The 26,922-nt window shown below is 47.8% G+C and carries 31 protein-coding genes; 20 read left to right on the top strand and 11 right to left on the bottom strand.

Annotated elements, in window-relative coordinates:
• Window positions 1-5 precede the first annotated feature (5 nt).
• The 16 genes from QUF18_RS16860 (at window position 6) to QUF18_RS16935 (ending at window position 11,761) form a co-directional block, all read left to right on the top strand.
• Window positions 6-374: a hypothetical protein gene (locus QUF18_RS16860; protein WP_289388443.1), complete on the top strand. Its 369-nt coding sequence runs from the start codon at window positions 6-8 to the stop codon at window positions 372-374.
• Window positions 374-1,153: a hypothetical protein gene (locus tag QUF18_RS16865; RefSeq protein ID WP_289388444.1), complete on the top strand. Its 780-nt coding sequence runs from the start codon at window positions 374-376 to the stop codon at window positions 1,151-1,153. Before QUF18_RS16860 ends, QUF18_RS16865 begins: the two co-directional genes overlap by 1 nt.
• Window positions 1,146-1,583 (top strand): phage baseplate assembly protein V, encoded by a 438-nt coding sequence (locus QUF18_RS16870; protein WP_289388445.1) that lies wholly within the window; start codon window positions 1,146-1,148, stop codon window positions 1,581-1,583. Before QUF18_RS16865 ends, QUF18_RS16870 begins: the two co-directional genes overlap by 8 nt.
• Window positions 1,583-1,846: a PAAR domain-containing protein gene (locus QUF18_RS16875; protein WP_289388446.1), complete on the top strand. Its 264-nt coding sequence runs from the start codon at window positions 1,583-1,585 to the stop codon at window positions 1,844-1,846. Before QUF18_RS16870 ends, QUF18_RS16875 begins: the two co-directional genes overlap by 1 nt.
• A 16-nt stretch (window positions 1,847-1,862) precedes the next feature.
• A complete protein-coding gene (locus tag QUF18_RS16880; RefSeq protein WP_289388447.1) occupies window positions 1,863-2,033 on the top strand; it encodes a hypothetical protein in 171 nt (56 codons plus the stop codon).
• A 4-nt stretch (window positions 2,034-2,037) separates the two neighbouring features.
• Window positions 2,038-2,421 carry a GPW/gp25 family protein gene (locus tag QUF18_RS16885; protein WP_289388448.1) on the top strand — a complete coding sequence of 128 codons (384 nt, stop codon included), beginning with the start codon at window positions 2,038-2,040 and terminating at the stop codon, window positions 2,419-2,421.
• Entirely contained in the window at window positions 2,418-3,467 is a 1,050-nt protein-coding gene (locus tag QUF18_RS16890) for a baseplate assembly protein (RefSeq protein ID WP_289388449.1), read from the top strand. The genes QUF18_RS16885 and QUF18_RS16890 overlap by 4 nt, the downstream gene beginning before the upstream one ends.
• Window positions 3,458-4,129 (top strand): phage tail protein I, encoded by a 672-nt coding sequence (locus QUF18_RS16895; RefSeq protein WP_289388450.1) that lies wholly within the window; start codon window positions 3,458-3,460, stop codon window positions 4,127-4,129. The genes QUF18_RS16890 and QUF18_RS16895 overlap by 10 nt, the downstream gene beginning before the upstream one ends.
• Window positions 4,129-5,721, top strand: a complete 1,593-nt coding sequence (locus tag QUF18_RS16900) for a DUF2793 domain-containing protein (RefSeq protein WP_289388451.1) — start codon at window positions 4,129-4,131, stop codon at window positions 5,719-5,721. Before QUF18_RS16895 ends, QUF18_RS16900 begins: the two co-directional genes overlap by 1 nt.
• A gap of 2 nt (window positions 5,722-5,723) precedes the next feature.
• Complete coding sequence (locus tag QUF18_RS16905; protein ID WP_289388452.1) at window positions 5,724-6,293, top strand: hypothetical protein; 570 nt, start codon at window positions 5,724-5,726, stop codon at window positions 6,291-6,293.
• 48 nt (window positions 6,294-6,341) lie between these two features.
• On the top strand, window positions 6,342-7,772 hold the full coding sequence (locus QUF18_RS16910) for a phage tail sheath subtilisin-like domain-containing protein (RefSeq protein WP_289388453.1): 1,431 nt from the start codon (window positions 6,342-6,344) through the stop codon (window positions 7,770-7,772).
• Window positions 7,773-7,828: 56 nt separating this feature from the next.
• Window positions 7,829-8,335 carry a phage major tail tube protein gene (locus tag QUF18_RS16915; protein WP_289388454.1) on the top strand — a complete coding sequence of 169 codons (507 nt, stop codon included), beginning with the start codon at window positions 7,829-7,831 and terminating at the stop codon, window positions 8,333-8,335.
• 14 nt (window positions 8,336-8,349) lie between these two features.
• Entirely contained in the window at window positions 8,350-8,598 is a 249-nt protein-coding gene (locus QUF18_RS16920; RefSeq protein WP_289388455.1) for a phage tail assembly protein, read from the top strand.
• Window positions 8,599-8,746: 148 nt separating this feature from the next.
• Window positions 8,747-11,119 carry a phage tail tape measure protein gene (locus tag QUF18_RS16925; RefSeq protein ID WP_289388456.1) on the top strand — a complete coding sequence of 791 codons (2,373 nt, stop codon included), beginning with the start codon at window positions 8,747-8,749 and terminating at the stop codon, window positions 11,117-11,119.
• Complete coding sequence (locus QUF18_RS16930) at window positions 11,119-11,544, top strand: phage tail protein (protein ID WP_289388457.1); 426 nt, start codon at window positions 11,119-11,121, stop codon at window positions 11,542-11,544. The genes QUF18_RS16925 and QUF18_RS16930 overlap by 1 nt, the downstream gene beginning before the upstream one ends.
• A gap of 4 nt (window positions 11,545-11,548) precedes the next feature.
• Entirely contained in the window at window positions 11,549-11,761 is a 213-nt protein-coding gene (locus QUF18_RS16935; RefSeq protein WP_289388458.1) for a tail protein X, read from the top strand.
• On the opposite strand, the gene QUF18_RS16940 is transcribed toward QUF18_RS16935, so the two are convergent.
• Window positions 11,758-12,093, bottom strand: a complete 336-nt coding sequence (locus tag QUF18_RS16940; RefSeq protein ID WP_289388459.1) for a hypothetical protein — start codon at window positions 12,091-12,093, stop codon at window positions 11,758-11,760. The two genes, QUF18_RS16935 and QUF18_RS16940, sit on opposite strands and share 4 nt — an antisense overlap.
• Before the next feature lie 59 nt (window positions 12,094-12,152).
• On the opposite strand from QUF18_RS16940, the gene QUF18_RS16945 reads away from it, so the two are divergent.
• From QUF18_RS16945 to QUF18_RS16965, 4 genes are all read left to right on the top strand, one after another.
• Window positions 12,153-13,301, top strand: coding sequence for a phage late control D family protein (locus tag QUF18_RS16945; RefSeq protein WP_289388460.1), 1,149 nt, complete (start codon window positions 12,153-12,155; stop codon window positions 13,299-13,301).
• Window positions 13,302-13,620: 319 nt separating this feature from the next.
• Complete coding sequence (locus QUF18_RS16955; RefSeq protein WP_289388462.1) at window positions 13,621-14,367, top strand: glycoside hydrolase family 108 protein; 747 nt, start codon at window positions 13,621-13,623, stop codon at window positions 14,365-14,367.
• Window positions 14,364-14,621 carry a hypothetical protein gene (locus QUF18_RS16960; protein ID WP_289388463.1) on the top strand — a complete coding sequence of 86 codons (258 nt, stop codon included), beginning with the start codon at window positions 14,364-14,366 and terminating at the stop codon, window positions 14,619-14,621. Before QUF18_RS16955 ends, QUF18_RS16960 begins: the two co-directional genes overlap by 4 nt.
• Before the next feature lie 92 nt (window positions 14,622-14,713).
• A complete protein-coding gene (locus QUF18_RS16965) occupies window positions 14,714-15,031 on the top strand; it encodes a hypothetical protein (protein WP_289388464.1) in 318 nt (105 codons plus the stop codon).
• 150 nt (window positions 15,032-15,181) lie between these two features.
• On the opposite strand, the gene QUF18_RS16970 is transcribed toward QUF18_RS16965, so the two are convergent.
• From QUF18_RS16970 to QUF18_RS17015, 10 genes are all read right to left on the bottom strand, one after another.
• Entirely contained in the window at window positions 15,182-16,159 is a 978-nt protein-coding gene (locus QUF18_RS16970; protein WP_289388465.1) for a hypothetical protein, read from the bottom strand.
• Window positions 16,160-16,240: 81 nt separating this feature from the next.
• Complete coding sequence (locus QUF18_RS16975) at window positions 16,241-17,380, bottom strand: hypothetical protein (protein WP_289388466.1); 1,140 nt, start codon at window positions 17,378-17,380, stop codon at window positions 16,241-16,243.
• A 338-nt stretch (window positions 17,381-17,718) separates the two neighbouring features.
• On the bottom strand, window positions 17,719-18,675 hold the full coding sequence (locus QUF18_RS16980) for a hypothetical protein (RefSeq protein ID WP_289388467.1): 957 nt from the start codon (window positions 18,673-18,675) through the stop codon (window positions 17,719-17,721).
• Between the two features lie 65 nt (window positions 18,676-18,740).
• Complete coding sequence (locus tag QUF18_RS16985) at window positions 18,741-18,995, bottom strand: hypothetical protein (protein ID WP_289388468.1); 255 nt, start codon at window positions 18,993-18,995, stop codon at window positions 18,741-18,743.
• Window positions 18,995-20,269, bottom strand: coding sequence for a Y-family DNA polymerase (locus tag QUF18_RS16990; RefSeq protein WP_289388469.1), 1,275 nt, complete (start codon window positions 20,267-20,269; stop codon window positions 18,995-18,997). The genes QUF18_RS16985 and QUF18_RS16990 overlap by 1 nt, the downstream gene beginning before the upstream one ends.
• An 876-nt stretch (window positions 20,270-21,145) precedes the next feature.
• Complete coding sequence (locus tag QUF18_RS16995) at window positions 21,146-21,514, bottom strand: hypothetical protein (protein ID WP_289388470.1); 369 nt, start codon at window positions 21,512-21,514, stop codon at window positions 21,146-21,148.
• A 648-nt stretch (window positions 21,515-22,162) separates the two neighbouring features.
• Window positions 22,163-22,699: a hypothetical protein gene (locus QUF18_RS17000; protein ID WP_289388471.1), complete on the bottom strand. Its 537-nt coding sequence runs from the start codon at window positions 22,697-22,699 to the stop codon at window positions 22,163-22,165.
• A gap of 223 nt (window positions 22,700-22,922) precedes the next feature.
• Complete coding sequence (locus QUF18_RS17005; RefSeq protein ID WP_289388472.1) at window positions 22,923-23,267, bottom strand: hypothetical protein; 345 nt, start codon at window positions 23,265-23,267, stop codon at window positions 22,923-22,925.
• 454 nt (window positions 23,268-23,721) lie between these two features.
• Window positions 23,722-25,491: an ABC transporter ATP-binding protein gene (locus QUF18_RS17010; RefSeq protein ID WP_289388473.1), complete on the bottom strand. Its 1,770-nt coding sequence runs from the start codon at window positions 25,489-25,491 to the stop codon at window positions 23,722-23,724.
• A gap of 178 nt (window positions 25,492-25,669) precedes the next feature.
• Window positions 25,670-26,859 (bottom strand): IS3 family transposase gene (locus tag QUF18_RS17015; protein ID WP_289386482.1). Its coding sequence is split into 2 segments (ribosomal slippage): window positions 25,670-26,607 and window positions 26,607-26,859, totalling 1,191 coding nucleotides; the frame shifts between segments, so codons are not numbered across the junction.
• Window positions 26,860-26,922: the final 63 nt, after the last annotated feature.

The following is a 26,922-nucleotide window of genomic DNA, read 5'->3' on the forward strand; positions in this document are numbered from 1 at the left end:
AACTCATGGTGAATTGGCGAAAACTGGAAGCAATGGTTGATCAAAAGATCGGTCGGAGTTTTGGCGAGTCAATTCGCCTTTCATTTATGAAAAACCAACAGCCGGATCCTGACCGTCCGATAACTGAAATTATGGCGGTTTTGCACGTAGGCGGGGATGATTCAGTCTCCGCCGGTCCTACCGGGACTTATCGCTCTCGACTATCCTTAGGCGAAGCTGAATTATTTTTGGATCGTTCGGTTTATTCAGGGCCGATACCAGTGACCGGTGACAGAGTGAGAGCCAATGACCGGTATGGTACCCCTTGGTTTGAGGTCGCCGCAGTTTCCGATCGGTATAGCAATCTGATTGTTCTCAAGCTTGGAGTGGTGTGATGACAATTGGTCGAATTGCGCTGCGCATTATCACTATTGAAGCTTTGCGTGGCAGAACATCCGTATCCGATAATGTTCTCGATAGTCAGATTGCGTCGTTGGATTTTGGTGCAAATGGTCAGTTGAAAACGGATCAGGAAAAACCGTTTATCTCTGTCTATACAGAAACCTCAAAGGCTGATGATCTTAGTGCTGGCAGACAGCTTTGGCGCAACGGTTTGACTGAACTGCTACTGGAAACCGGTATTGCAATCTCTATGACAGAACCGGATACAGAAACTGGTGCGAGTACAATCGGCGGTATTCCGCCAACAGATGCAGCCTTTGAATTATTTCTGGATACAGTTGATCGGGAAATATCGGTTGCACTAACGGATCCGCAAAATGTGTGGGCAGAACTTTGGCGAACATTGGTGCGGGATGTTGCCCGTATTGAACGCAAACGCGTTGCTGACGCTGAGACCGGCACACGCATGGCAGCGCATCAACAATGTCTGATCTGCGACTTGTTACCGGATCCTGTCTATGGTGATGAAATCGCAGCAACATCACTATGGCAAAAGCTGATCAATCAGATGCGAACTGACGGGCATCCTTATCTCAGTAAGCTTGAAGGATTGATGGGACTAAACATCCCGCAGCTTGATAATGAAAAGCTGCGTCGTCGTTTCGGTATCACACTGGATGAGGCAAGGGCGCTTTGTGATATCGTACCGCCTGCATTGGAAACAACAGAACCGGATATTACAAAAACACTGATTGAGCAGTCCCATGTCTGACTCTTTGGCGAATGTGATTGCGGATCTGCAACGCCGTCTCTTTGAATTGGAGCGGCGTGCTGCAAACCGGAAGCGAACCGGTGTTGTTGATGAAATCGACCCTGCACGCGGTCTGGCACGGGTGCGGCTGGAAGATGGTGAGCAAGCATATCGTACCGGCTGGTTACCATGGAAAGAAATTGCTGCGGGTGGGATATCAACCCACATTCCTCCGACCGTCGGGCAACAGGTTGATGTCACTTCTGAAAGTGGTGATCTGACTGACGGTGTGATTGATTTTTCTACGCATTCCAATGCGAACCCGCGTCCTCACAATGGAACGGAAGCCGTTATCACCAAGGGAAATGTGCGGTTGTTTTTCAGCGACGATACTCTGACCATTGATGCGCAGGATATTATTTTTACTGCTGCAAGCGGGAGCCTTGCCTAATGCCGTTAATCGTCAGGCTTGGGGATACATCCAGTCACGGCGGCACCGTTATCTCATCAGCATCAAAGTGGATGTGTGAGGGAAAACTGATCGCCCGCAAAGGTGATCTGCATTCCTGCCCTATACCCGGACACGGGGTAACACCGATCACCGCAGGCTCGACAAAATTTAAATGTGAAGGTGATCCGGTCGCCCGTCATGGGGATAGCGCCGGTTGCGGTGCCATGCTGATTTCCGGTGCATCGAAATGGTCATGTGAATAATTTTAAGGAGAGACCAATGAAGGTCATTGTTAAAGAAAACGGGTTCTACGGCGGTACTTATTATACTGCAGACGATAAACCAGTTGAGATGCCGGATGCGGTGGCGAAGCAATTTATGCAGCCTTACGGGCATCAGCTTGAAAAGCCTGAAGACCGGTCAAAAGCACTAAAGGCGGTGAAGGAGTAACCTTATGTCATCGCTCGGCTTTTCGAACATTAATGGTTCGCTTTTGACGGGCTTTGATCATGTCCGCCAATCTATTTCAGTAATCCTCAATACGCCTGTCGGTACACGGGTCATGCGGCGGGAGTTCGGATCAGAGCTTTTGAGCCTGATCGATAAGCCAATGAATGACCGCATCATACTTGGCATTTATTCGGCCTGCGCAATGGCAATAGCCCGCTGGGAGCCCCGCTTTGCACTCACATCTATCAATGTCGCTGATGCCACTATGCAGGGCGTGATTAATCTGGATATCCGTGGGGTTTATTATCCGAACGGGCATAAGGGGGATTTCACAACGTCTGAGGGTGAGATCAGAACGAATATCAGTATCGGAGGTTCGGTCGCATGAGCCGATTTGTTGCGCCTAATCTTGCAGATCTTGGCGACGTTCCAATTGTCGTGCCGGTTGATTTTGAGGAGATCAAAGCATCTCGGGATGATTATTTGATCGCCGCTTTATCGCGATACGGCATTGATTATGATGTCAGCAAACTTGAAACAGATCCGCAGGTCATTGCCTTTTCTGAAGGTGGGGGCAATCAGGAAATGAAATTCCGCCAACGGGTCAATGAGGCGATCCGTGCTTTGTCTCTGGCAACAGCAATCGGTGGGGATCTCGATCACATCGCCGCTACCTATGCCGGTATCTCCCGTCTGCATTATGACAATGCTGCTGATGACAGGCCGGACAATGCTCAATGGGATGATGTGCTTGGCAAGTGGGTTGAACAAGACGACATCTTCCGTGCGCGTATCTTGCTGGCATTTGAGGCGTTTTCGACTGCGGGGCCGGAAGGGGCGTATACTTTCCATGCGCTCGAGCTGGACGGAAAACGTGATATTGCGGATGTAGCGGTTTATTCCGAAGAGGATGCTGCAACTTATTCCGCAGGTTTGCATGCCGATGCCTATTCTGCAGGTCTGATCCCGAACCCTTTTACAGGCCGGAATAATGGCGATCCGGTATTAGCGCCGGAAGTGCTGGTCGTGGTTCTGCCAACGGTGACTTATGGTACTACCAATCAATCATTATTGGATCGGACATTTCAAGCCGTGACACCGAAAGACGTGCGGCCTATCGGGGATAATGTCCGCATAGAACCGGCAGTCGTGACTCCCTACGATATTGAGGTCACGCTTTACTACGCTCCGGGTGTTGATGTTTCTGCAATGGCTGCCGAGGCTAAAAAGCGTTTAGCAGCTTACGCCACTTCCCGCCGTCGTATCGGTTTGGCCGTCCAGCGGGAAGTAATCGGCGGTCGGGCAGCCGTTGATGACAACGTGACTGTCGAAGTTACCAAGCCAGTTGCCGATCTTGAACCCGGATCGAAAGGTGTGGGGCAGGTCGGGCAGATAATCGTCCATACAATACAGACACAAGGATCATGGCAGTGACACCAGCTGAGGCAATTGATGCTGTTGCTGATCTTGCCCGCTCTATATTGCCGCCGCGCTCATCTGCTTTGACGCATGCATTGCTTGCGGCAGAACTAGCGCGGATTGCAACGGTAGATCCGGCAGTTGTTGCAACGATCTGGAACCCATGGAAATGCCCGAAAGTTCTCTTGCCATATCTGGCAATGGGCGTGTCCGTTGACGTGTGGTCAGCAGACTGGCCGGAAGAACAGCAACGACGGGTTATTGCGGCTTCACCAATGGTGCACCGCTTAAAAGGGACGCGCGGCGCAGTTGAACGTGCATTGGCTGCGTTTGATTTGGAAACGCGGATTGTTGAGTGGTGGGAGGACGGATCAAGACGCGGGACATTCCGAGTTGAAATTCTCTATCGCGATGGCAGTCCTGTTTTTGACATAGCAGCACAAGCTGCGGCGATTGCGTCAGTCGATGCAGCTAAACCTAAATCCCGTGTTTTCACTACGCGTGCAGTGCTTCAGGCGTATGGCAATCTTTACATCGGGGTCATTGGTCAAAGCAGTCTGGCTGCAATTGCACATCCTTTTGTTTTCAGTCCACCGGTTCTGCGTGCCGCAGCATATGTCGGCGGTGCTCCATGTGTCTTTGCCTCTGCAACGGCTCATTACAAGGTTTCAACATAATGGCTCAAAATTCATTCGCATTGATGACAAATCTAGGCCGCGCTAAAGAAGCGGCGGCCATTGCAAATGGTACCGCAGTTGTCATCACACATATTGCAATCGGTGACGGTGCAACTGTGCCATCAGGCGGCGAAACAGCTCTGTATCATGAAATTGTACGCAAGACAGTTTCCGGTCATGGTACTGTCAGCGGTGCTGCCAATGTCGCCTATTTCGATATTTTTCTGGCAGCTTCAGAGGGGCCTTACACTATTCGTGAGGCTGGTCTGATTGATCAGGACGGTGATTTGATCGCTATCGCGCGGTATGATCCGCCAATTAATAAGCCCATACCATCCAGCGGCCAGACAGTAGAAGGCACAGTTCGCCTTGAAGTGGCATTCTCCAATGTTGCCAATGTGACGATTGTTGTCGATCCGACATTTAAGGTGCCGATGCAGAGATTGACGCGATTGCCTTGGCTACCAGTAACTTCAATGTCGTTGACTGTGCCGCCTACGTCACCTGCAATAGGTGATATTTATCTTATACCTAATGGTGCCACTGGCGCGTGGACAGGGCAGGCTGGAAAAATCGCTGAATATACGACAGCAGGTTGGGGGATACTCACTCCACCTGATGGCCATGGCGTCGGTTTGCCAGATGGACGTGTATTCGAGCGCGTTAACGGTATCTATATTGAATTTCTTGCCAGTCGTGACTGGGTTAATAATCGCAAGGCACCTATCACACAGCTTAATAGCTTGCCGTGGCTACCAGTCAAAAGCATGACGGTTACCGCACCGCCCGCAGCAACTGAAGGTGATCTCTATCTTATTCCCACAAGCGCGACCGGTGCATGGGCAGGCAAGGCCGGACAAATTGCTGAGTGGTCAGGCGCTGCTTGGATGTTCAAGTCTCCTGCTGATGGACATGGGGTCAGCCTGCCTGATGGACGTGTATTTGAGCGCGTCAGCGGTGCCTATGTTGAGAAAATTGCGCTGGATACTCAGTCAGGTAAATGGACATATGCTGATGCAACCGGAAGCTCTAACGCGCTTATTGTGGTTCTTGCTCCGGCTCTCCTCGCATACACGCCGGGCTTGCAAATTAATATTAAGGTTGCAACCACCAATACCGGTGCAGCAACGATTAATGTGAACGGCCTTGGTGCTAAAAGTATCGTCGATCGCACAGGCACTGCGCTTTCCGCAGGCGATTTGGTCGCCGGTGAAATTGTCTCTCTTGTCTATGATGGCACGCGGTTTCGAACCATTGGAAAATCCGAAGGCTCTAACCAAATCATGGGCAGCGCAGGTTGGATCAAGCTACCGGGCGGTCTGATTATGCAATGGGGTAGTTTTTCGGGAACAACTAATGCCTATCATGTAGGTGGGGTTTATGAAAGTTCCAGTATAGCTGTTACATGGCCGATGGTTTTCCCGAATGGATTATTTCAATGTGTCGCGGGCTGCGGAACGGACGTGAGTGGGAACGGGCTACAGGAACAAGCATGGTTTATTCTATCTAATAAAGCAGGTGGAACAGCACTCGTTGCCTGTCGGCAGGCAGGTGCCGCTCTCTCCGGTTTTTATATTGTATTTGGGAATTGATCATGAACAGATTTTATTATTCCAGTTCACAGAGTGGCTTTTTCACCAATAGTGTTCATGCTGTTCTGCCGGATGACGCTGTGGAGATTACCCCGTCCGAACACAGCGCCTTGCTTAATGGGCAGGCCGTGGGTTTGCGCATTGTCGCTGATGCAAACGGAAAGCCGATACTGCAGGCTATAGATAATGCCATTCCGCTTGAGGTGGTTAAACTGACTCTGAAAATGCAGATTGATCAGTCAGCGGAAACTGAACGTCTGAAATACATCACGCCTGGTACCGGCCAGGCGATGACCTATCAGCAGAAAGTGGCAGAGGCGCAGGCATATAAATCCGCCACCAATCCGAATCCGGAAGATTATCCGATACTGGCATCTGAGGTTGGTATTACCGCGCCAACACTGGCCGAGGTGGCTGATACGGTTCTTGCGGCCTATCACCAGTGGCAGCAGATTGGAGCCGCCATCGAGGCAATCCGCCTCGGTGCCAAGCGCGACATTGATGAATCCACAACTGAAGCTGCAGCGCGTGCTGTGTTGGATAGCGTTACCTGGCCGCAACCAGCCATCTAAATCCCTGAACATCTGACCCGTTGAGGTCTAACCATAAGGAGTGCCACTATGGCATCAGTGTCCTTTCACCATGGCACGCGTGTATTTGAGAGTGCCGAAACCCCTATGCTTGTACGCATGGCGCGTACCGCAGTGCTTGGTCTGATCGGTACTGCACCGGATGCCGATGCAGCAAGCTTTCCCTTGAATAAACCGGTGCAGATCCTGCGCGTACAGGATGCTAAAGGTCTCGGTGATGCTGGTACGCTGAAAGCTGCAATTGATAGTATCTATGATCAGGTCGGTTGTCCGATCATTGTGGTACGTGTCGAAGAGGGCGAAACCGCAGCTGCTACATGGGCAAAGATAATCGGTGATCAGACCGCTTTCATCGGTGTACATGCGTTTCGCCGTGCCGCATCCGACGGGCTGTATAAACCGAAAATGTTGTTGGCACCGGGCTTTACGCAAACCTCTGCAGCAGACGGTATTGCATCAGTCAATGTGACTGTCGGCGGCTCCGGTTATGATGCGGACACAACCAAGGTTAAGATTACTGGCACAGGTACAGGTGCTGAAGCTGAGGCGATTATTACTGAGGGGGCTATTACCGGCATTATCGTGCGTAAAGCAGGTTTCGGTTATACCGGCACCGCTACAGTCGTCATCACCGGTAAGACTGGTGCATCAGGTGCCACGGCAACCGCCAATATTGGTTCTGTGATGAATCCTGTTGTTGCCGAATTAATGGTCGTTGCCGAAAAGCTGAAAGCCATTGCCTATGTTGACGGACCGGATACGACCGATCAGGCGGCAGTGCAGTATCGCGGTCTCATCAATTCAGCCCGTGTCTTTATCTGCGATCCGAAGGTGTTGAAGTTTGACACCGAGCTGGAAGCAAATGTGCCGGTGCCGTCTTCGCCGATCTTTGCGGCGCGGCAGGCGCGGATGGATTTAGAGCAGGGCTATTGGTGGGCAGGATCTAATGTTGATGCTGCCGGTATTGCGGGGGTTAACCGCCCGATTGAATATGGCGATCAGTCAAATTACCTCAATGAAAACCGCATCAATACTATTGTGAATATCGACAATACCGGTTTTCGCTTGTGGGGTGTTTGGACATGCGCTGCGGATCTGCTTTGGCAGTTTGTCTCTGTTCGCCGCACTGCGGATGCGATCAATGAGGCTATGGAAAAATCTTATCTGGTCTTTTCTGATAAGCCATTCTCCCGTGCCAATCTGAAATTCATGGTGGAAGGCGGGCGGGCGTTCTTGCGCCAGATGGAAACTGAGGGTGCCATTTTGCCTGGGCATGATGTCTGGCTACTGGATACGAATACGGACAATGACATGGCACAGGGTATTATCAAGCTTGGTATTAAATTTGAACCACCGGCACCGATGGTTGATATCCGTATTACCGCGCACCGTAATATCGCCAGCTATACGCTGCTGCTGAATAAAGTGGCACAGGAAATCTCTTCCGGTGCTGCAGGCTGATCATCAGCCTTTTCTCATTTTTCGTTAACATCACTCATCAATGAAGGGTTGGGCTTATGTCTGACATGCCTCGTTATGTCTTGCGCAACTGCACCATCTTTGCAGATCGCGTATCAAAAATCGGGCAGGCAAGTGAAATCACGCTGCCTGTGCCGACTGAAAAAGTCGAAGAATTGCGCAACGCCGGTATGGTCATGCCTATCGATATTCCGATGGGCTTTGAGAAAATGGAAGCCGGTTTCAAACTCTCAGGTTTTGATCCGCAGGTGATTGTGCTGTTCGGCTTGGAAATCGGTGCTGAACGAGAATTTATGGTCACCGGCGCATTGGCGCATGAGGATGGCACCGTTGTGAATGCCACCGCCTATATTCGTGGCCGTTTGATCAAAAATGATCATGGTTCATGGAAGGCGGGTGATATGGCGGAAAACGATTTCTCGATCACGCTGCGCTATTACAAGCTGGAAGTTGAAGGCAGTACCCTGATCGAGATGACGCCGTTTGAAGTCATCATCGGCGGCACATCGCGCACGCAATCTATCCGCAGCGCCTTGTTGGCATAAGGGGAACTGGTTCTATGACTGATACAATTACCGTGACCCTATCAAAGCCGATTATGCATGACGGCAAAGAGATTACCAGTCTCACTTTTCGTGAAGCAACTGCAGGCGATGCCTGTGCTGCGGATCTTGTTGAGGGGCAGTTTAAAAAGATGCTGGCAATTATGTCTGGCATGGCCGGTGTGCCGCTGCCGGTACTGATGAATATTCCTATGCGGGAAATTACACGCATTCTGACAGAAGTTACTCCCCTGATGGGGGAGTAACAAGCGGCGGCTGGATTGATGCAATCTCTCTGATTGCTTCGGAACTGTCGACGCCGGTTGATGTCATCGAGGCATGGCCGGTGAGTAAAGCCAAGCGCTATCACGCCGCAGCTATTCGATTATTACGTGTTCGTAACGGGGCTTCCTGATGGCTGTTCAAACTTCCAAACTGATCGTGGCGCTGATTGATCAGTTTACTGCGCCGTCACGCGGCCTCAGTGCTGCAATGAAGAACCTGACCGCTGCAAGTGAGGCAAATGCAGCTAAGCTTGCCGCCATGCGCGGTAAAATGCTGGATGCGGTTGGTGCTGGATATGCCCTATATCAGGGGCTTTCCGCGCCACTCAATGCAGCCACCGCGTTTGAGGCCAAGCTTGAAGATATCGGTCAGAAAATCGACATTCCTGTCAAAGCTTTGCCAAAGCTGGGGCAGGAAGTGCGTGAGATTGCACGGCAGGTCACGCAATCAACCATGGAAATGGCTGAGGGCATGGATGTGCTGGCCGGTATGGGGGCGAACCGTGAAGACTCCCTTGCATTGCTTATGCCGATTGGCCGTGCAGCGACTGCCTATAAGGCCAGCGTGACGGATCTCGCACAGGCCGGTTATGCCGCTTTGGATAATCTTAAAGTTCCAGCCGATCAGTTTACTAAGGCTCTGGATGCCATGGCGGAGGCCGGTAAAGCCGGTGCCTTTGAGCTGAAGGATATGGCGCAATATTTCCCGTCGCTTGGTGCTGCCTATCAGGGCTTGGGACAGACTGGCGTATCATCTGTTGCTGACCTCGCAGCCGCGCTGCAGATCGTTCGCAAGGGGACGGGTGACAGCTCATCAGCAGCGAACAATCTTGCCAACGTCCTGCAAAAAATCCGTGCTCCGCAGACGGTTAAAGCCTTTGATAAAATGGGCGTTGATCTTGAAAAAGAACTAAAAGCTGCTGCAAAGCGTGGTCTGACACCTATTGAAGCTATTGCAGAAATTACTAATAAGGCACTGAAAGGTGACCTCGGAAAACTTGGTGATCTGTTCTCAGATAGTGAAGTGCAAAAGGGTATCCGTCCCCTTATCCAGAATATTCAGGAATACCGCCGTATCCGAGCGGAGGCTATGGCCGCGCAGGGTGTTGTGGAAGCTGATTATCAGCGCCGCCTGCAAACCGGTGAGATGGCAGCAAAGCGGTTCGCCATTATTATGGAAAGGATCAACACTGTTATTGGTGCAGCACTGATCCCTGTTCTTGCTGATATGGCAGATACTTTTGAGCCGATTATGAATAGCATGGCCGCATGGATTGAAGCCAATCCGGAGCTGACTCGTGGCTTGGTGCTGGCTACATCTGCACTCATTGCTTTCAAGGTCGCGACCACTGCGGCCTCATATGCCGGACTGTTCGTAAAAGGTGCCTTTCTTGATCTGAGTATCGCGGCTCTTGGTGTTACCCGTAGTTTGGGGAGAATTGCTTTCGCTCCGGTTATAGCTGGGTTCAAGGCACTGCGATCCGCAATGATCGGTTATAGCGCTGCAGCCGCAATTGCAGGGCATGGCGCTGCGGGCAAAGCACTCGCAACAAGCATGCTTGCCTTTCTCAATCCATTGCGTTTGGTGACTGCTGCATTCCATCTTTTAAAGCTAGCGGTTATTGGCACCGGTGTTGGTGCGATAGCTGTTGGTTTGGCTGCGGCTGGTATCTGGATCTATAACAATTGGACTGGTGTTACCCTTGCATTTGAAGCCTTCAAAGGGGCTTTTATGAAAGCGCTATCACCGGTCATGCCGGTTATTCAGCCGGTAATTGATGGGGTGTCATGGCTTTGGGAAAAAGTATCCAATTTGCTCGGCCCCATAGATGAGATGGGCGGTGGCTGGACACGTGCCGGTATTGCTGCTGGTAAATTTGTCGGCGAAACTCTCCGCTACATTATTGAGTTGCCGGGCAAGATCATTGCTGCTGCGAGTAATTTTGGCTCCGCAGGTATGCAGATTATTCAATCGCTCTGGGATGGTATGGTTCAGAAGTTTGGAGAGCTGATGGAATGGGTCAAAGGTATTCCGGGTAGAATTACAGAGGCCATTGGGAATATCGATCTCTCCGGTATGATTAAATGGCCTTTTGGTCTTGGCGGTAGCGGTGAAATCACGCCTGCAATTACTGGTGGCGCGCCAATTCCGAAAAATCTGGCGGGCGGTATTGATGGTGCAAGAGCCTCCGGCGGACCCGTGAGGGAAGGTGGCACTTATCTGGTCGGTGAAAAAGGACCGGAGCTGGTGACATTCCCGCAGAATGGTTTTGTCAGTAGCAATTTTGATACGCTCGGTATTTTGCGAAAGGCAGTTGGATCCGGCAATCAAAACTCTGGCGGGCGTGCCGCTCCGGCTGCAGCTCCTTCAATCGTCAATCATATTGTCGTTCATGCAAAGACTGGCGCTTCCGCTGCTGAAATTGCAGATCAGGTTGCCCGTGCAATCAGTGCAAAAATTGGTTCTGTTTCAAATCGTGCATACTCAGACGGGGGGATGTAATGGCAATACCTATGTGCCTTGGTCCATTCATGTTTCACTCTCTGCGCTTTGGCTATAACGGCCTTGGTCGTGAGCTTTCTACCCGCTGGGCAGATGTTGCCACGGTCGGCGGTTTGAACCGTATGCAATGGACTGGCGGTGATGATGATCTGACTACCATTGAAGGTGTGTTGTTTCCGCATGAGTTTGGTGGCTTGGCTGTGTTGGAAGGTCTACGCGCTGCTGCCATGGCCGGATCTGTGCTGCCGCTGATAACACTATCTGGTAATGTCTATGGTCTGCATGTCATCGAGGGCGTGAGCGAAGATCAGACTTATCACACAGCAATGGGCTTACCACGCATGGATGTTTTCCGCATCCAGCTTCGCCGCTACACGGGTGGGAATTTCTCACCCGTTTCCGTTATTCAATCTTTGTTCGGGTGAAGCCATGAGCCGGATTTATACAACACATCAAGGTGAGGCACTCGATGTAATCTGCCGTAAGATTTATGGAGGGGAGAGTGGCTATGTTGAGCAGGTGCTGGAAGCCAATCCCGGATTGGCAGCACTCCTGCACCGATTGCCAACGGGCACAAAAATCAAACTGCCCGCTTTGACACGGGCAGAAAGTATTCCAGCGATTATAACACTGTGGGATTAACGACCTAGTTCTTCCGCTGCAATGTTCCCGCGGCAGCCAACATTTTCTCCATCGACAACCATTATATCATGGGTAACAAAGCCCATGTCAGTGACAATCACTTTATTTCCCGGCTTCGCTACGCATGCTATTAGTGGCATCAGAAGTTGAGGGCTGGTTTTATGTACCCCAGCTTGAATAAGCTTATAACCTTCAGATCGATCATCTGCTGAATTCCAAACAAAAATGACGCTGGCATCTCCCAGCGCTTTTAATTTGTATTGTTGTGCATTGGCGGGTGACATTGATGCAAACAATGCCACGCCTAAAATTCCGCAAAATAACTTTTTCATTTTACGCCCCGCTTATTTAATTTGAAAAGTTATTCCTTTTAATAAAAAGGAACTTCTTAATGCAGACTCCAGTATTCGAAATAAAAGTCAACGGAAAACCTGTCGCATCTATTTTGAATGAGCGCCTGTTGTCTCTATCTATTACAGATAAAGAAGGGGTAGGTTCCGATACGGTTGAAGTTGATCTCAATGATGGCAATCCTTATGCCGCCATTCCTAAAAAAGGTGATCAGCTTGAAGTATCGCTTGGATATAAAGAGACGGGGCTATTGCCGTTTGGAACCTATACAATTGATGAGCCGGAAGTACGGTGTCTGCCTTACGGCATGACTATCTCCGGTGCGGGTACAAACACACGTGATCAGTTTAAGCAGAGCCGGTCGCGCCATTGGGATGATAAGACTGTTGCAGAGATCCTGCAGCAGATTGCTTCAGAAAATAGCCTAACCCCGATTATTAGTGCGGAAGTTTCCGCACATAAATATCCATGGATCGGGCAGCAGGATGAAAGTGATATGCACTTTGTGGAGCGGCTAGCCCGCAAGCATGGTGCGTTGTTTTCCGTGAAAGATGGCAAGCTGATCTTTGCAAAGCGTGGCAGCGGTCAGTCGGCCAGTGGCAAAGCTCTGACAAAAATCATTCTTACCCCCGCCCAGATCGTTGAAGGAACCTGCCGTGTCACTTTTTCTCATCGAAAAAAGGTGCGCAAGGTCAAGGCCAAAGCCCGTAACAGGGCAGAGGCCCGAACGGACGGTGTTGATGCTGATAGTGATGCGGAAGGCACTGCCGATTTTACGCTGAAAGAAAACTTTGCCACTGAGGCTGAGGCGAAAAGCGCGGCTAAGGCTAAGGCTGAAAGCCTAAAGTCAGAAACTATCAAGACATCGGTTACAGTATTTGGAGATCCCACGATCCGCGCCGGTGCGCCTTTTACCTATTCCGGTGTGCGACCAGAGGTCGATGGCATTGAATTTATCATTGAGAGTGCCACGCACCGACTATACAAGGCCGGATATCTGACCGAGATCGAGGCCAAGCTTAAGCCGGTAGAAACGAAAAAAGCGAAAGCCAAGCCAAAGAAAGACAATGCGGCCAGCACTGTCAAAACGAATAACAATAGCTCGAAAACACCAAAAATTCCGCAGCCGGTATCACAACCGCCTGCTGGTAATATTTTACCAGGGCAGGTTGGTATTGGCCGTGCATAGCGGCTTTCGCGGGCACGTTACGCAAGCCTTAAACGCATACGTTCATCAATGATGTAATAGACTGCTTTTGCGCCGATGTTTATGGCTTATCTGCCGGTGAAGACAAGGTAGGGCACGGTGTTTTTCCCTTAAAGTTCTGGGACATGCAGCTGTAACGGTCAAAGCTTTTCCCTGCATCCATCGCTGCCTTTCCTGCGCCGCAGGCGGTTAGGCTGAACGCAGCGATGAGTAAAATAACTGCTCTTTTCGTTTCCCTGAAATTGCACATCACAAGCCTCCTCCCAGCGGGGCTATTTTTATATCCAGAAAAGGAAATCACATGCGTGAAACCTTAACAACCGCGCTTGATCTGATGTTCGGTCATGAAGGCGGTTATGTGAACAATCCCAAAGATCCCGGTGGCTCAACCAAATACGGCATAACCCATAAGACGCTGGCTGCGCATCGTGGGGTATCAGGTGTTTCACCTGCGGAAGTTAAGGCGCTAACCAAGCAGGAAGCAACGGTAATTTATCAGCGCTCTTACTGGACACAATCCGGCGGTGATCTGCTGCCGGTGGGCATCGATTTTATGACCTTCGATTATGGAGTGAATAGCGGTCCCGCACAGGCTGTGAAATCGCTGCAGCGTGTCATTGGTGTAGTAGCTGATGGTATAGTCGGCGGCCAGACGCTTGCGGCTGTGAAGGGGTATAAAGGTGATCTGATCGGCGCTTATGCCGCTGAACGGCTACGCTTTATGAAATCACTCAAAACATGGAGCACCTTTGGTCGGGGCTGGCAAAAGCGGGTGATGAATGTTGAGACGCAGGCGCGCCAACTAACACAGGGAAGTGTGCTGGATACGGACGTTTTAGAAGCATCTGCTAAAGCCAACCCCATAGACACATCAATCACACAGACATTGAAAAAGCCTGAAGCATGGGGGCCGCTTGGTGCGCTGCTGACAGCCGCTGCCAGTCTGTTTTCCGGCTCGGGGCCTGTGCAATGGGCGCTGGCAGTTGGGATTATTGTAGGCATTGCAGTGGGCCTGGTCTCTATCCTCAGAAAGCGGGGTGAGGCATGAAGATTTATGGATTGATCCTGCTCGCTTTAGCCTTGGCTGGCGGTGGGCTTTACCACCTCGGCCGTCGTGATGCACTGGCAAGCTACAACTATGCTGCAGCCATTTCCTCTGTCAAAACTTTGTGTGAAAAAGGTGCTATCAATGCGCAAGTCTCTCATTCCGCTGCTGATGCTTTGTGCCGTGATTACGGCTTGCCAGACAAAGACATCTCTAAATGTGTGCTCGGGCTTCGAGAAGCTTCAGCCAAACCTTGAGACCTCCATTCAAATCACAACTAAAGACCGGTCATTCGCTAATCAGGTTGCGGCGCATAATCGGTTCGGGACAAAGCAGGGGTGTTGGTGACATGGATGACCCCTTAAATCCTTACGGTTTGAAGATATCAGTCGTGATTGCCGGTTTTGCAGGCGGCGTTCTGAGAGCGCTATCCCGAAACCAACATACATTCCGTGAAACAATTGCCTCACCTGTGTGCGGGGCTTTGGGAGCAGGCTATTTGACAGAACCCTTAGTCCATTACCTGAAGGCAATCCATTTCCCTTTGCCCCCAGACGATGGAAGCAATGTCACCATGCATGCAAGCGCTTTCTTAGTGGGTGTAAGTGCAATGTGGATCAGTGATGCATTGTTTGCATTCGTATCTAACAGAATATCAATGAAATAACGGATTTAGCCTAGGCGCAGTAAAGTGCTTAGATTGTGCTTATTAATAGATTCATTAGATATTTTTTGCAGATATGTATTCTTACCGCAATCGAACCAATGATATTTCGGATTAGTGATTATATGGAGGTTTACTTTTAACAGCTGCCATTCACAGATTGTAACGCGACCGTAAGTCTTCACTAATTAAGTGAAGTGTCGCTTCCTGTCGATTCATGAATTCTTTGACTAAGTTAGGGAGACGTTGGTTTATTTTGTCTTCCTCATTATAAAATAAATTGCGATTACGTAATTTGTCGAAGTATCCATCTGTCATGTCGGGCATCAAGATGTACTTTTCAACGGTAATATTTTCTTTAATCACCTCATATGCCTTTGGCATATCATCCAATAGCCCGTTGTGAATAATATGATTACGTAATGTTTCAACTGTGACGAGAAAGCTGCAGTCTTCAAAGAGTGTATTCCGCTTTTTGTTAAGCTTCAGTCGTTTTCGATCCCCATATTGAGCGTTGGAGCTCGCCATTTTGGGATAGCGGGTAAAGTTGATTTGGAGTTTTTCAGCTTCCATCGCCACCTTTACAGTGTAGTCCAGCAAACTGTGCATCCTTATAAAAATAAAGCTAAGAAAAGCGAAAAGCTTGGTTACGACTGGTGATGTCGAATAACGTATACCATCTTCATGTTGAAGAACTGGATAAAAGAACGGTTCAAGGTTGAAGGTTCGGTAGAATTCTCCTTGGAGTTGAATAATTTCCTTGGCGCACTCTTGAATAGCGCTGACAAGTCGCTGGCAGTCATAGAGGTATAGAAAGCGGTGTAACTCTGGAATGCGATTCGTTAGGCTAAGCACCTTTTCAAAATCGGATTTTGAACCTTTTGCTTCAGAGTTATGGCCTAAAGTTGCTATAAATGGTGGCACGAACTGCAGCATCTCTGCGTAGGGTAGTTCCTTAAAAATCGCTTTTACGATTGTTTCATGCAAATTGACTGCTGCAACCTCGACGGCGTTTAAGCCATCATCGATAGAGAACCGCCATGATCCTTGTGGATTAAAGGCAAAAAAAGATGCACCTGCGCGGCTTGGAACATCAGCAGGAATACCATCAAGGTATAAAAAATTAGACACTTTATTCGCAATCCTCATGTTTCGATGACTAGGTCACATAATCAGCTCGAAACTTTGATTTTTGTCATTGAGCCACATATTTTAAATCGGCAATCCTGTTAGTACACTAGCGGCCATACTAACTATGCCACTTGAGATAATTCCGCCGGCTGCATTTTCAGCGATACTTTTAATGGACTGCACGATGCTTCTAGCTTTGGCTGGTTCAGGGAGTCCAAGGCTCATCTCTCTATCAAGTTGAACCAAACTTTCCGCTATTTGAATACGGGGTTGTTCAGGAAGTGATTGTAGATTTAACTTTAGTTCGGCAACGAAAGCCTGCAGTTGAGATAAATCGATACCCGTATTATTGATCGTCGTTACATTGTGCGATTGATCTATCGCATTATCATTGTAAACGCGAACATGGCTTCCATGGAAGTTTTGTGTGATTTGCTGAATGGTCTGAGCAGGAGAATTGGCCGGGTGGTCTGACCGCCTGACTTTAATCTGGAAATGGGCTTTGATTGTACCTGCAGCCGAATTAAAAGAAGGATCCAGCACAACGAAATCATCAACCAAGCCATTGTTTAATGCGCGCAGAATATGGTCACCCACTGCAACGGGTAATTTTGTGTCAAATGTTGTGATCATATCCCTCGTAACTCGGGCTTTGATATTCTCTTTGATCATGGTGCCATCAGCCTTTACCAGACTAACGGTGTCAGTCATCAAGTTCCCTAATGCCAAATTCTCATCCTCCTGATCACAGTAAATTTCAACTAGAGTAACGATCCGTCTTGCAATTGCCGCGCTAGAAGTTCCACTCCATCGGCCTCGATCTTGAACTACTGAAAACTTGACACCATTGCTACGTAACCGCTGATCTGTTTCAACTGCTTTCTGTCTTATTTTATTTGCGAATATGCATAACAAATTCTCGCTTTCAGAAAGTGCCTTACGCCTTGTTTCGATGGAAGTGTATTTCTGAACGCTGACTTCTAACTCGTTAAAAAGTTGCCCAATTTTTTGTTGAAGATAGTGACTGATAGTTTGCCAATAGACAATAGTTGGTGTTCCTGTGTAAGCTAAACCAGCATATCTGATCGCACCGCCACGAAAGTCATCAATCACTACTCCGTCGTGGCTTCCGATATGGTACCACTTGAAGAACCATTTGTTCTCCATGTGCACGCATTCTTCTTCAAGAGCCAGCTTCATGCGCTCAGCTATAGGTGTCATGTGTTCAATAAAAATCCAGAATCATGTAGTTGAAACAATAATGTAATACGTTAAATTCGAAAGGCTATTGAATTAAACTTTACTCCAATTGGTGTGGGTATTGTTTATATAGCTGTCTCTTTACCGTTAACTTTGTATTCATAGCAAAACCATCCAGCACTAAAACGTCCATAGAAGCCAAAGCTTACCCCATAATTTTGCACGCAACATGCCTGCACCAATGGATGAAAAGCGCTTCGTTTATTACCGTTTTGCTTACTCATAGCGGGGTATCATGACACATCATGCTTTACCTTTAATCCGAAGAAGTAATGAAATTACGACAGATAATCAGTACGTTAAGGCGATGCATCTTCGAAGTTGAACTCCTCATCCTCATCGTCGATATAGGAGTGGAGGCTGAGACTAACCGCAGTTTCAATTATTTCTTTGCGCTCTTTGAAGTTTTCAACCAAATTATAATGCTCTTCCATTTCATCAATTATAGGTATTTTAGCTTGTTCAAACCTAAGTGCTTGTAGATATTCACCCTCTAAAGCTGGATCAAAAGGTAATGGCTTCATTGTTTCTCTAATAAAATTAGAATTTGGCCCTTTTGCACTTGAAGAAAGAAAATAAGCTAGTAACTCAGCGTGTAAAAAATCCTCAGACTCAAAATCAAAACTTTCATTATAGAATATCTTTGAAGCCTTTGACCTATATTTAATTTCAGTAGTATTTAAATTAAGTCGAGAGGCTTCTGATACAATTATTTTGAAAACTGGTGTCACGATTTTTGATAATGTTTTACCAATAAATTTTTTATATTTTTTCTCATTTTTTGTAATATTGAATATATCGCTAGTTTCGATATTGGTCGATAGGTGACTTTCTAGGAAGGCAACGAGATCATTACGCTCGCGTGCTGGTGCAGCGACAGATTCTAAACTGTATCGACCATAACGGTGAGACTTATAAAAAGTAGAAAGAATCGCAATTAAATCGTTGTGTTGCGTGTGCAGGTTTAAATTATGGCGGCTTTTGATGCGAGAAATTAATGCTTGATGATTATGAGTAATAAGTCCTTGTTCAAACTTAGCTTGGTCAATTGATTGGTCGTGCTCAGTTAATATTACTGCAATTTTTAGAAGTCTCTCAACACCTACAGCAATAAAATATAAAAACTCGAATGCATCTTCTTCATCGGAAAAATCTTGCATTTCGTGAAAAACTTGTAGGCCATTGTATAAAAATCTACCAGAAATATCTAATTCAGTGCCAAGATTGAAGTTTTTCCAATATTCGTCTCGACGCATATATTTTTCCTTCAAGATTAACAGTGCTCACAATTATAGAGCCTATTAATTCATTTACTACGAAGTTATGCTAGTCCTCCGACAAAGCCTGACATTTCGTCTTGTCTATCCATAGCCATGCGCATACGGCCTCTGCAGCCTTGCGCTTTACATCGGGCACGGTTCTCAATTTCATCCAGATAGAGCTGCTCACGTCCTCTAGCCGTGCAGATCGTTGCCTTGGTGATATAGACAAGCCTGCTGCATTTCTTGCAGATCATTTCTATTCGTTGATCGTCGGCCAGATCACCGACTTTATATTTTGTTTTCCAGTTGCCCATCAGTAGAAGTCCTCTGCCGATGGGATCCGGACATAACTGATCTTACCGCCAACATGGCCGCCTGCAGGTGGCTTCCATTCTCCCATGTGCACGATCGTGCTGGAGTATTTGGCATTCAGCGCATCCATTGCGCCGTTGGCTTTTTCCCACTTTTGCCTGATTACATCGTCGTTATTGAAAATATCCAGCTGACGAGCGTTGGCTTGGCTCAGATCGGCAAGGGTTATCCCGACGCGAAATATGGTTGTGTTTCGCGGCAGTTCACGGCGCACATAATCCCATAGCATTCTATGGGCTGTCATAATGGCTTGCTCGTCGTTAACTGTTGGCATTTTCACAATGCGAAACCATGAGCCGTCGCGGACAGATAGCCAAAGCCATAAGGCCTCGGCATAATATTCGTCGCGCCGTAAGCGCCTGCCAGCTTTCACAAGCAGAAGGCGGGCAATCTCATAGGCTCCATTGATGCTGCGGCTCTCAGGTGGCAATACACGGCCATGGCCAAACATACCGCGCTTTTGCGCTATGGCTTGGATATCGTAACCATGGAGGGCGTACCAAAGACGCTCGCCATTCACGCTGCGCCAGATTTTACGCATGTGTTTGGGTTGCAGGTTGTAAAGCTGCTCGGTGGTGATCACTTGGCTGTGGGCAAGACGCATCCTCATGTTGTCGCCAACGCCTGGCACATCTGTCAGCTTCACCTGAAATAACGGGTTCGGCATCATGTGTGGGTGCCAGATCGCTAAGCCGTTGCCATACTGGCCGGCTTTTTTGCTGGCATCCTTGCCAGCTTTACAGGCCATCTTGGCTAACTGCCGGTTCGCTGCAAAGCCAATAGAGCTGGTGATGAACTCTCCGACATTCAGTTTGATTGTTTCTTTGATTTTATGGGCTAGCGTTTCCGGATCGCGACGGTTGCGCTCGTCCAGAACACAAGTCAGCTCATCAATGCTCTTGGCGGTATCAATCGCAATGACGGATTCAATTTCGCAGAGTAGGGCGTTATGAGCACGGCGGTATAGATCCGGCTTTTGTGGTACCAATATCAGATCCGGACACAATGCTTTCGCATCTTTGATCTTCATGACGTTTTTCACGCCATAGGCTTTGGCCTCCTTAGAGCAGGCGATCACAGCCGTCCGGTCTGTACCTTCAAATGGCACTACGCCGACCGGTCGGCCGCGTAAGCGCTTATCGCATTGCTGTTCTACGCTCGCGAAAAAGCCATCAAAGTCGAGGTAGAGACGTTCTATGGTTTCTGGTATACGCATGGCATAGCAAATCCGTGGCGCAAACGAGTGCGCAAAAGGGTGGTCACAATTTTTAAATTACAATTCTGTTCTACAAATGTTCTCTTTTTAAAAAATAGTCAACAGTGATTCTTCTGGAAGCGCGGCACCTGTTAATTGTGGGGAATAATGTTCTTTGAGCTGCGTTAATACGCTGTAATTCCAGAGAGATCGGAAACCAGTGCCGATAATGTTGATTAAATTTATGGATATGGCAAAAGTTTCAAAATCAAAAAATACACAATAAAAACAATGATCAGATAGTCCACCCCCTCCGCCATATGACTGTTTCAGTCATTTCCAAATTGTTTTTCAACTGTTTTAAATGCTTTTTCGGAGATTCTCTGATTATTGCTGCCAATCGCACTTTTGATTTGTGCATATACCATGGGTGTATGATTGCTTACGGATGTTGCAATTCTTCAAATCAAGCTGCAGCGTCATTAGAGCCTAATTCCTTAAATCTGGATCAGTTTAAGGAATTCAGCTTTAATTTTAAAAGTTTTAGAGCGTCGTGAGCCAAGTCTGGCACATGGTGCTCTAGTTTGATGGAAAAGCAAGATCTTCGATTTTTGTTCTTATTGGGATGTCAGTCTGGCTTAAACTGCCACTGAAGCCACCTCATATGAATGGCGCGAGTTGTTAGATCAACTTAAGCTGAGCGTCATATAGCAATAATTGCCGACAGCTTGGAGCGGGGCGTATTCTCTCGGAGGTACTGAAAGAAAATACGCTGCCTAATGGGCTGAGCATAGTACGCAAAATTGAACGTAATCAGCTATACTAACAGCACATCGTGTGCGGCAGCGTATGTGTTCATTTTATAGTATTTCAAGAATATTGAATTTTTTGATTTTGTTATTTCGCTTTGAACTGAATTTTGCAGTTTTTGCGTCGGGCTGCATCCTCAATTGCCTGCATTTCACCTTTTAGGCGTGCAAGCTCTGCTGCATGAGCATTGTCTCCATTATTAAACAGAACAGCAGGCCAGAAAAGTACAACCCCAACGGTCGTGCGTACAGCATCGTTGCTAGCGTTTTTATCCTGCACTCCAGCTGCTGTTGCTGCGCGGGATGAGACACTTTGTGCTTCGCCGGCTAGCTGTGAGCATGACAGGTTTTGGTATAATGTTGGTGAAACATAAGATGCTTTAATATCTTTGGATTTTGATGCACAACTGGCTAAAATCAAAGATAAACATACGATTGCAGTTAAACGCATGATCATGATGTGGTTATTCCTTGTAAGAATCACTTATTTAATTTCAGAATTCCCACCTGATTAATAGTTTGTTAATTAAAATCAATAGCGGTATATTGTTTTATAAAGAAATAAATTATCGCAAAGCTTCATTTTATTTATTTAATATCAATTTTAGACTTTAGTATTATTTGTTATTTGTTTTAAATTTGTAAGCGATACAATTTCGCACTCAAGTTGAATCATCTTGTATGAAATTACAATGCGACCGCTCAAGGATATAGAGCGAGTGCTGCGATCCAACATGGACGTAAAGTGCTCTAATATGTGTTGGTATTGATTTTTAATATCAAAATACTGTCAAAATACAGCTGAAATATTTGATGTGTATAGGTCTGTTGTGATGGGCGAGGAAGCATCCACGATACGCTCAACTTATTGATTTGGAGCGTCTCCGCAAAGTTAAATTTATTGCGCAGCTGGCTTTATCATTCGATTGCAGTCTGTGAACAGGCTGGGAGCGGGATTTATTCTAATTTATCAGATTGATACATAGTGAATATAGTACCAGACAGGTAGCCTTCATACGTCAGTCTAAGCGACTGATGAAGATTGGTCAGGAATTGACTGCCTGTATGAGTAAGTCAGACCGGGTATTCCCGGTCTGAAATACATTTATGATGCAGCGGCTTGACGTTGATCTCGTTTAGCTTGGGAAACACCCGCAGCTTTTTTCAGCCTGCCGCGTTCCATAGGGTTGATAAGGCTATTGGCCAGTTTGTTTGGAATATTACGCATGCCCTCATGGGCATGGCGGGTATTAAAAGGCACTTTGTCAGTTTCTGCTTGTTTTTTCATTTCCAAAGCGTGTTGTGCGTTTTCAATAAGGCTTTGCTTTGCTGCCATTTGCCTGCGGCGTTCAACTTCCGCATTTGTACGGCGCATAGCCATAGCTAGCACGCTGAGTTTAGTTTTTGAGCCGTCATCAGCTTTGGATGCAGCGCTGCCTTTCGGAGATGCTTTGCCTCTGATTTCTCTTCGCCTTTGGTGGGCTTGGCTTTTGGCTTTTTCGCGCCGTTCTCTCAGAAGTTTTACCAGAGAAGTTAAATCAGCATCAGGCAGTGACTGAAGTGCCGGATGGCGCGTTTTTCCTACGAGTTCAAACTCATCTGCATTCAGCGCGCGCTCTTCTTCTTTACGGGTGATTGCCACGTTATATTTCCTCCATACAGATACAAATATAGAGATTAACGTAGCAAATGCTGAAAAGTTCCTGATGAGAGCGTGTTACGCTCCCTATCAAGGGAAAAATTCAAACCATAACTCTACAAAGGAAATGAAAAGCGCCGTTTACGCGGTTAAACATTCTGAATGCTAACTCGAGAGAAACTCATGACGGCCACAACAATGGTTCTTTCGGATGCTTGAGGCACAATCATTGTGCTGAAGTGAAGTCTTCTAAGACGGTACTTTCTCCAGTATCCCATGATAATAATTTGCCGCCAACACAGGTATAAAGATAGCTGGAGTCATAGGAGCCAATTTCTACCGCTGAAGTTTGGTTTGTGTCCTCAAATGTTAGGTAATATTCTTTGCGATCTTCTTTGGCTATAATTTTAGTAATAATATGCTCAAAACACGCAGCATCGGCATTTGATAAGATTTTTTGCAAATATCCATCTATGTCACGGTCTAATTTATCCAGAGCGAGCGTATCAGCTGCTGCACTTGCAAGTCCGATAGTCGTCACACAGGTAAATGCTATTATCAGGCGTTTCATTCTATACTCCATGGGTGAATCATTGTGCGCACAATGCATGGGGGTAGAGCCTAGGTCGAGAATATAGCCTTCTCTGTTGATCTGTTTGCTGTTGAAAGCTGCGGTTTCTTCTCAAGCACTTGTCGGTTAATGCCGAAACGTCAAACAGTTTCCCGAAGGCTCATCCTGCCAAACATTACAGTATGACGCATAGGTGCATAAAGCACAGCTTGCTTCATCTTCGCCTTCTGTAAAGCGGTAAGATGTTAAACAACTGGCGCCCAAAACGATCGTCTTCTGCTCAATAATAGGGGCTTTTCCGTGATGTACTTTCTCACCGATGATCTCTGGATGAGATGCGGGGCAGAATATGCGCCAAAGATAGCGCAGTATATGAGATTTTGACTGCCGATGAATACGTTTATGCCGTTGAATTACCTATCAGCGCTACGGTAGCACTGATAGGCAACGTTTTTTATATCAGCTCATCTGTAGGATTGAACTGATAGTTATAAAGGCGGCTATAGATACCATTTGCTGCAAGAAGTTCGTTTTGTGTGCCTTCTTCCGCAAGCTTACCATCTTCCATAACAATAATTTTGTCAGCGCTCGTAATTGTTGTCAGTCGGTGTGCGATAACAATGGTGGTTTTTCCTTCGGTAAGCCTCTGTAGCGCCTCTTTAACCAAGGCTTCCGATTCTGAATCCAGAGCACTGGTAGCTTCATCCAGAATAAGAATTTCACTGTTGCGCAGCATAGCGCGCGCAATAGCGACACGTTGCTTTTGACCGCCGGAGAGCTTGTTGCCATTATCGCCAACTTGGGTCTGATAGCCGTTTTGCATTTTCATGATAAAATCATGTGCATTAGCAGCTTTTGCAGCGGCAATAATATCTTCTTCCGTCGCGTTAGGATGGCCCAGACCAATATTGTACATAATGGTGTTGGAGAACAGGAAAGTATCCTGTCCGACATAAGCCAATTTCTCTCGCAGCGAGGTGAAGGTTACATGTCGTATATCATGACCGTCGATCTCCACTGAACCATGATCCGGGTCATACATACGCATGATCAGGTTAATGATAGTGGATTTGCCGCTGCCAGACGCTCCGACCAGAGCGGTCATTTTACCCGCTGGAAATTGTAAATTTACATCCTGCAGAATCGGCTGGTTGTCTGTGTAGCTGAACTGCACGTTTTTAAATCGAATTTCTCCCTTGCCTTTAGGAAGGTCGATTGCTGTTTCAGACTCTGTAAGCGTAATTGGCTTGTCAATCAGTTCATACATCATACGAACGCCGATCATGCCGGCCTCAATGCTAACGCGCATTCTTGCCAGACGTTTGGCAGGTTCATATGCCAGCAAAAGCGCCGTAATAAACGACATCATCTCGCCAGGAGTATTACCTTTTTCAAGAACCCAGATAGCACTGATTGCTATTGATCCTGCGATTGCCAGACCGGCCAGTGTCTCCATGATAGGGCTGGTGGCAGCCTCTAAAACAGCAATACTATTGGCACGCTTCTCTACAGCCTTAACTGCGGTATCCATTTCCTTCCGCATGATATGTTCCAGCGAAAAGGTTTTGATGACGCGGATACCGATCGTGGTTTCCTGAACAATCTCTACGATTTTTGTCAGAGATGAGAGTTCAAGCTCCATAATCTTACGTACTTTTTTCATCAAAATACGTACGCCCAAAATGGCAAGCGGGCCAAAAATAAATGATATTAAAGAGAGCAGGGGTTGCTGATAAAACATAACAGCGACCAGACCCAGCAGCGTAAACATATCCCGGACAAAGGAGGTGACAATAGTGTCAATTACAGCGCGGGCTGCCTGAGCATTATGTGTAACACGTACCAAGATATCCGATGAAGGCATATTATTATAAAATGATACGCCTTGTTGCAGCAAACGGTTATAAATCTTGCGCTGTTGCTCCGCGATAATGCTGTTACCAGCTCTGCTGAGAAACATGCCCTGAAAGAAAGTTGCGAAGCCTTTAACGGTAAAAATAACAGCTACAGCAATAGCAATTTTCATAACTTGCTGTATGTCACGCGACACAACCATTTCATTGACTATGTCGCGCATAATCCATGCGCTCATAGCTGTTGTGGCTGCCACGACGAGCATCGCAATGATTGCTACGACATACAAACGAGCATGTTTTGAAAAATTATCTCTGAGAAGCCGATAAACAAGACTTTTGTCTACCGATGATAAGGACTTAGAAAACATAATTAATTTCTTATTTTCTCTAATTGGTTCCATTCAAAAATAGACGTATTTTTGATGTTACGGGCTGTTGGGCGGTTATTTGCGATCAGTCATAAGCACTTATTTGTTAGGTTTGTCAAAAAAATGCTTTTTAGAATCCTTGAATTGAATTTGTCTTTTGTGACCTGCCACTGAACTTTCATCCAACGGCGATTAGAGCCTCGGCGGTTTTGACTACGCCAATTGGCGTGTTGGTAGCAACCGGCGGAAACGCCAAGCTTTCATCTTGCGCAGCGTTGGAGCCGGTTGCGGCGATGGATCCAGCATAGTCTGCCGGGGTTTGGTATCCCAGCGACGAGTGTGGCCGGAAATTGTTGTAATCGTCGGCCCATTGGGCGATGGCGCTGCGGGCGTGATCGAGGCCAAAGAACAGGCTTTCGTTGAGCAATTCGTCGCGCATCCGACCGTTGAAGGATTCAACATAGCCGTTCTGCATAGGCTTTCCTGGCGCGATATAGTGCCACTCAACCTTGTGATCCTTCGACCAGGCCAGGATGGCATTCGAGGTGAGTTCCGTGCCGTTATCGGAGACAATCATTCCGGGCTTGCCGCGTCGTTCGATCAGCGTCGTCAGTTCTCGGGCGACACGGCGGCCGGAGATTGAGGTGTCCGGGATTGCTGCCAGGCATTCCCGTGTCACATCATCAACGATATTGAGGATCCGGAACCGTCTCCCGCATGCAAACTGGTCGTGCACGAAATCGAGAGACCAACGGGCATTTGCTTTCGCCTCGACCAGGATCGGCGCACGCGTGCCGACGGCCCTTCGTCGAGCCTTCCGCTTGCGAACCGAAAGCCCTTCCTCGCGATACAGCCGATAGATGCGGTTGACGCCGGATGGCTCTCCGTCCCGCCTGAGCAGGACGAACAGCCGTCGGTAGCCGAAGCGCCGTCGCTCGTTGGCGAGATCGCGCAACTTTGCTCGCAATTCGACCTCCGGCGGTCGGCAGGACCGATAGCGGATCATCTTGCGATCAGCCGAAACAATCTGGCAGGCCCGCCGCTCCGAAAGACCCATTATGTCCTTCAGATGTGCAACGGCGTCACGCTTGGCGGCAGGCCCTACCATTTTTTTGCGAGAAGCTCGCGGAGTGCGGCGGCATCGAGCATCTGCTCGGCCAACAGCTTCTTAAGCTTGGCGTTCTCTTCTTCGAGTGCCTTCAGGCGCTTCGCCTCGGACACCTCCATACCGCCGTATTTGGCTTTCCAGTTATAAAATGTTGCGTCCGAAATCCCATACTTGCGGCACAGGTCGGCCACCTTCATGCCTGCCTCCTGCTCCTTCAGCACCGCAATAATCTGCTCTTCCGTAAATCGCTGCTTCTTCATTCGTCCGTCCTTTATCGGGCCGGACTCTAATCCATTCTGGAGGAAATTCTCAGTGGCAGGTCA

Origin of the sequence: Pseudochrobactrum kiredjianiae (assembly GCF_030362795.1) — a bacterium.
In the GTDB taxonomy this organism is placed as follows: Bacteria; Pseudomonadota; Alphaproteobacteria; order Rhizobiales; family Rhizobiaceae; genus Pseudochrobactrum; species Pseudochrobactrum kiredjianiae.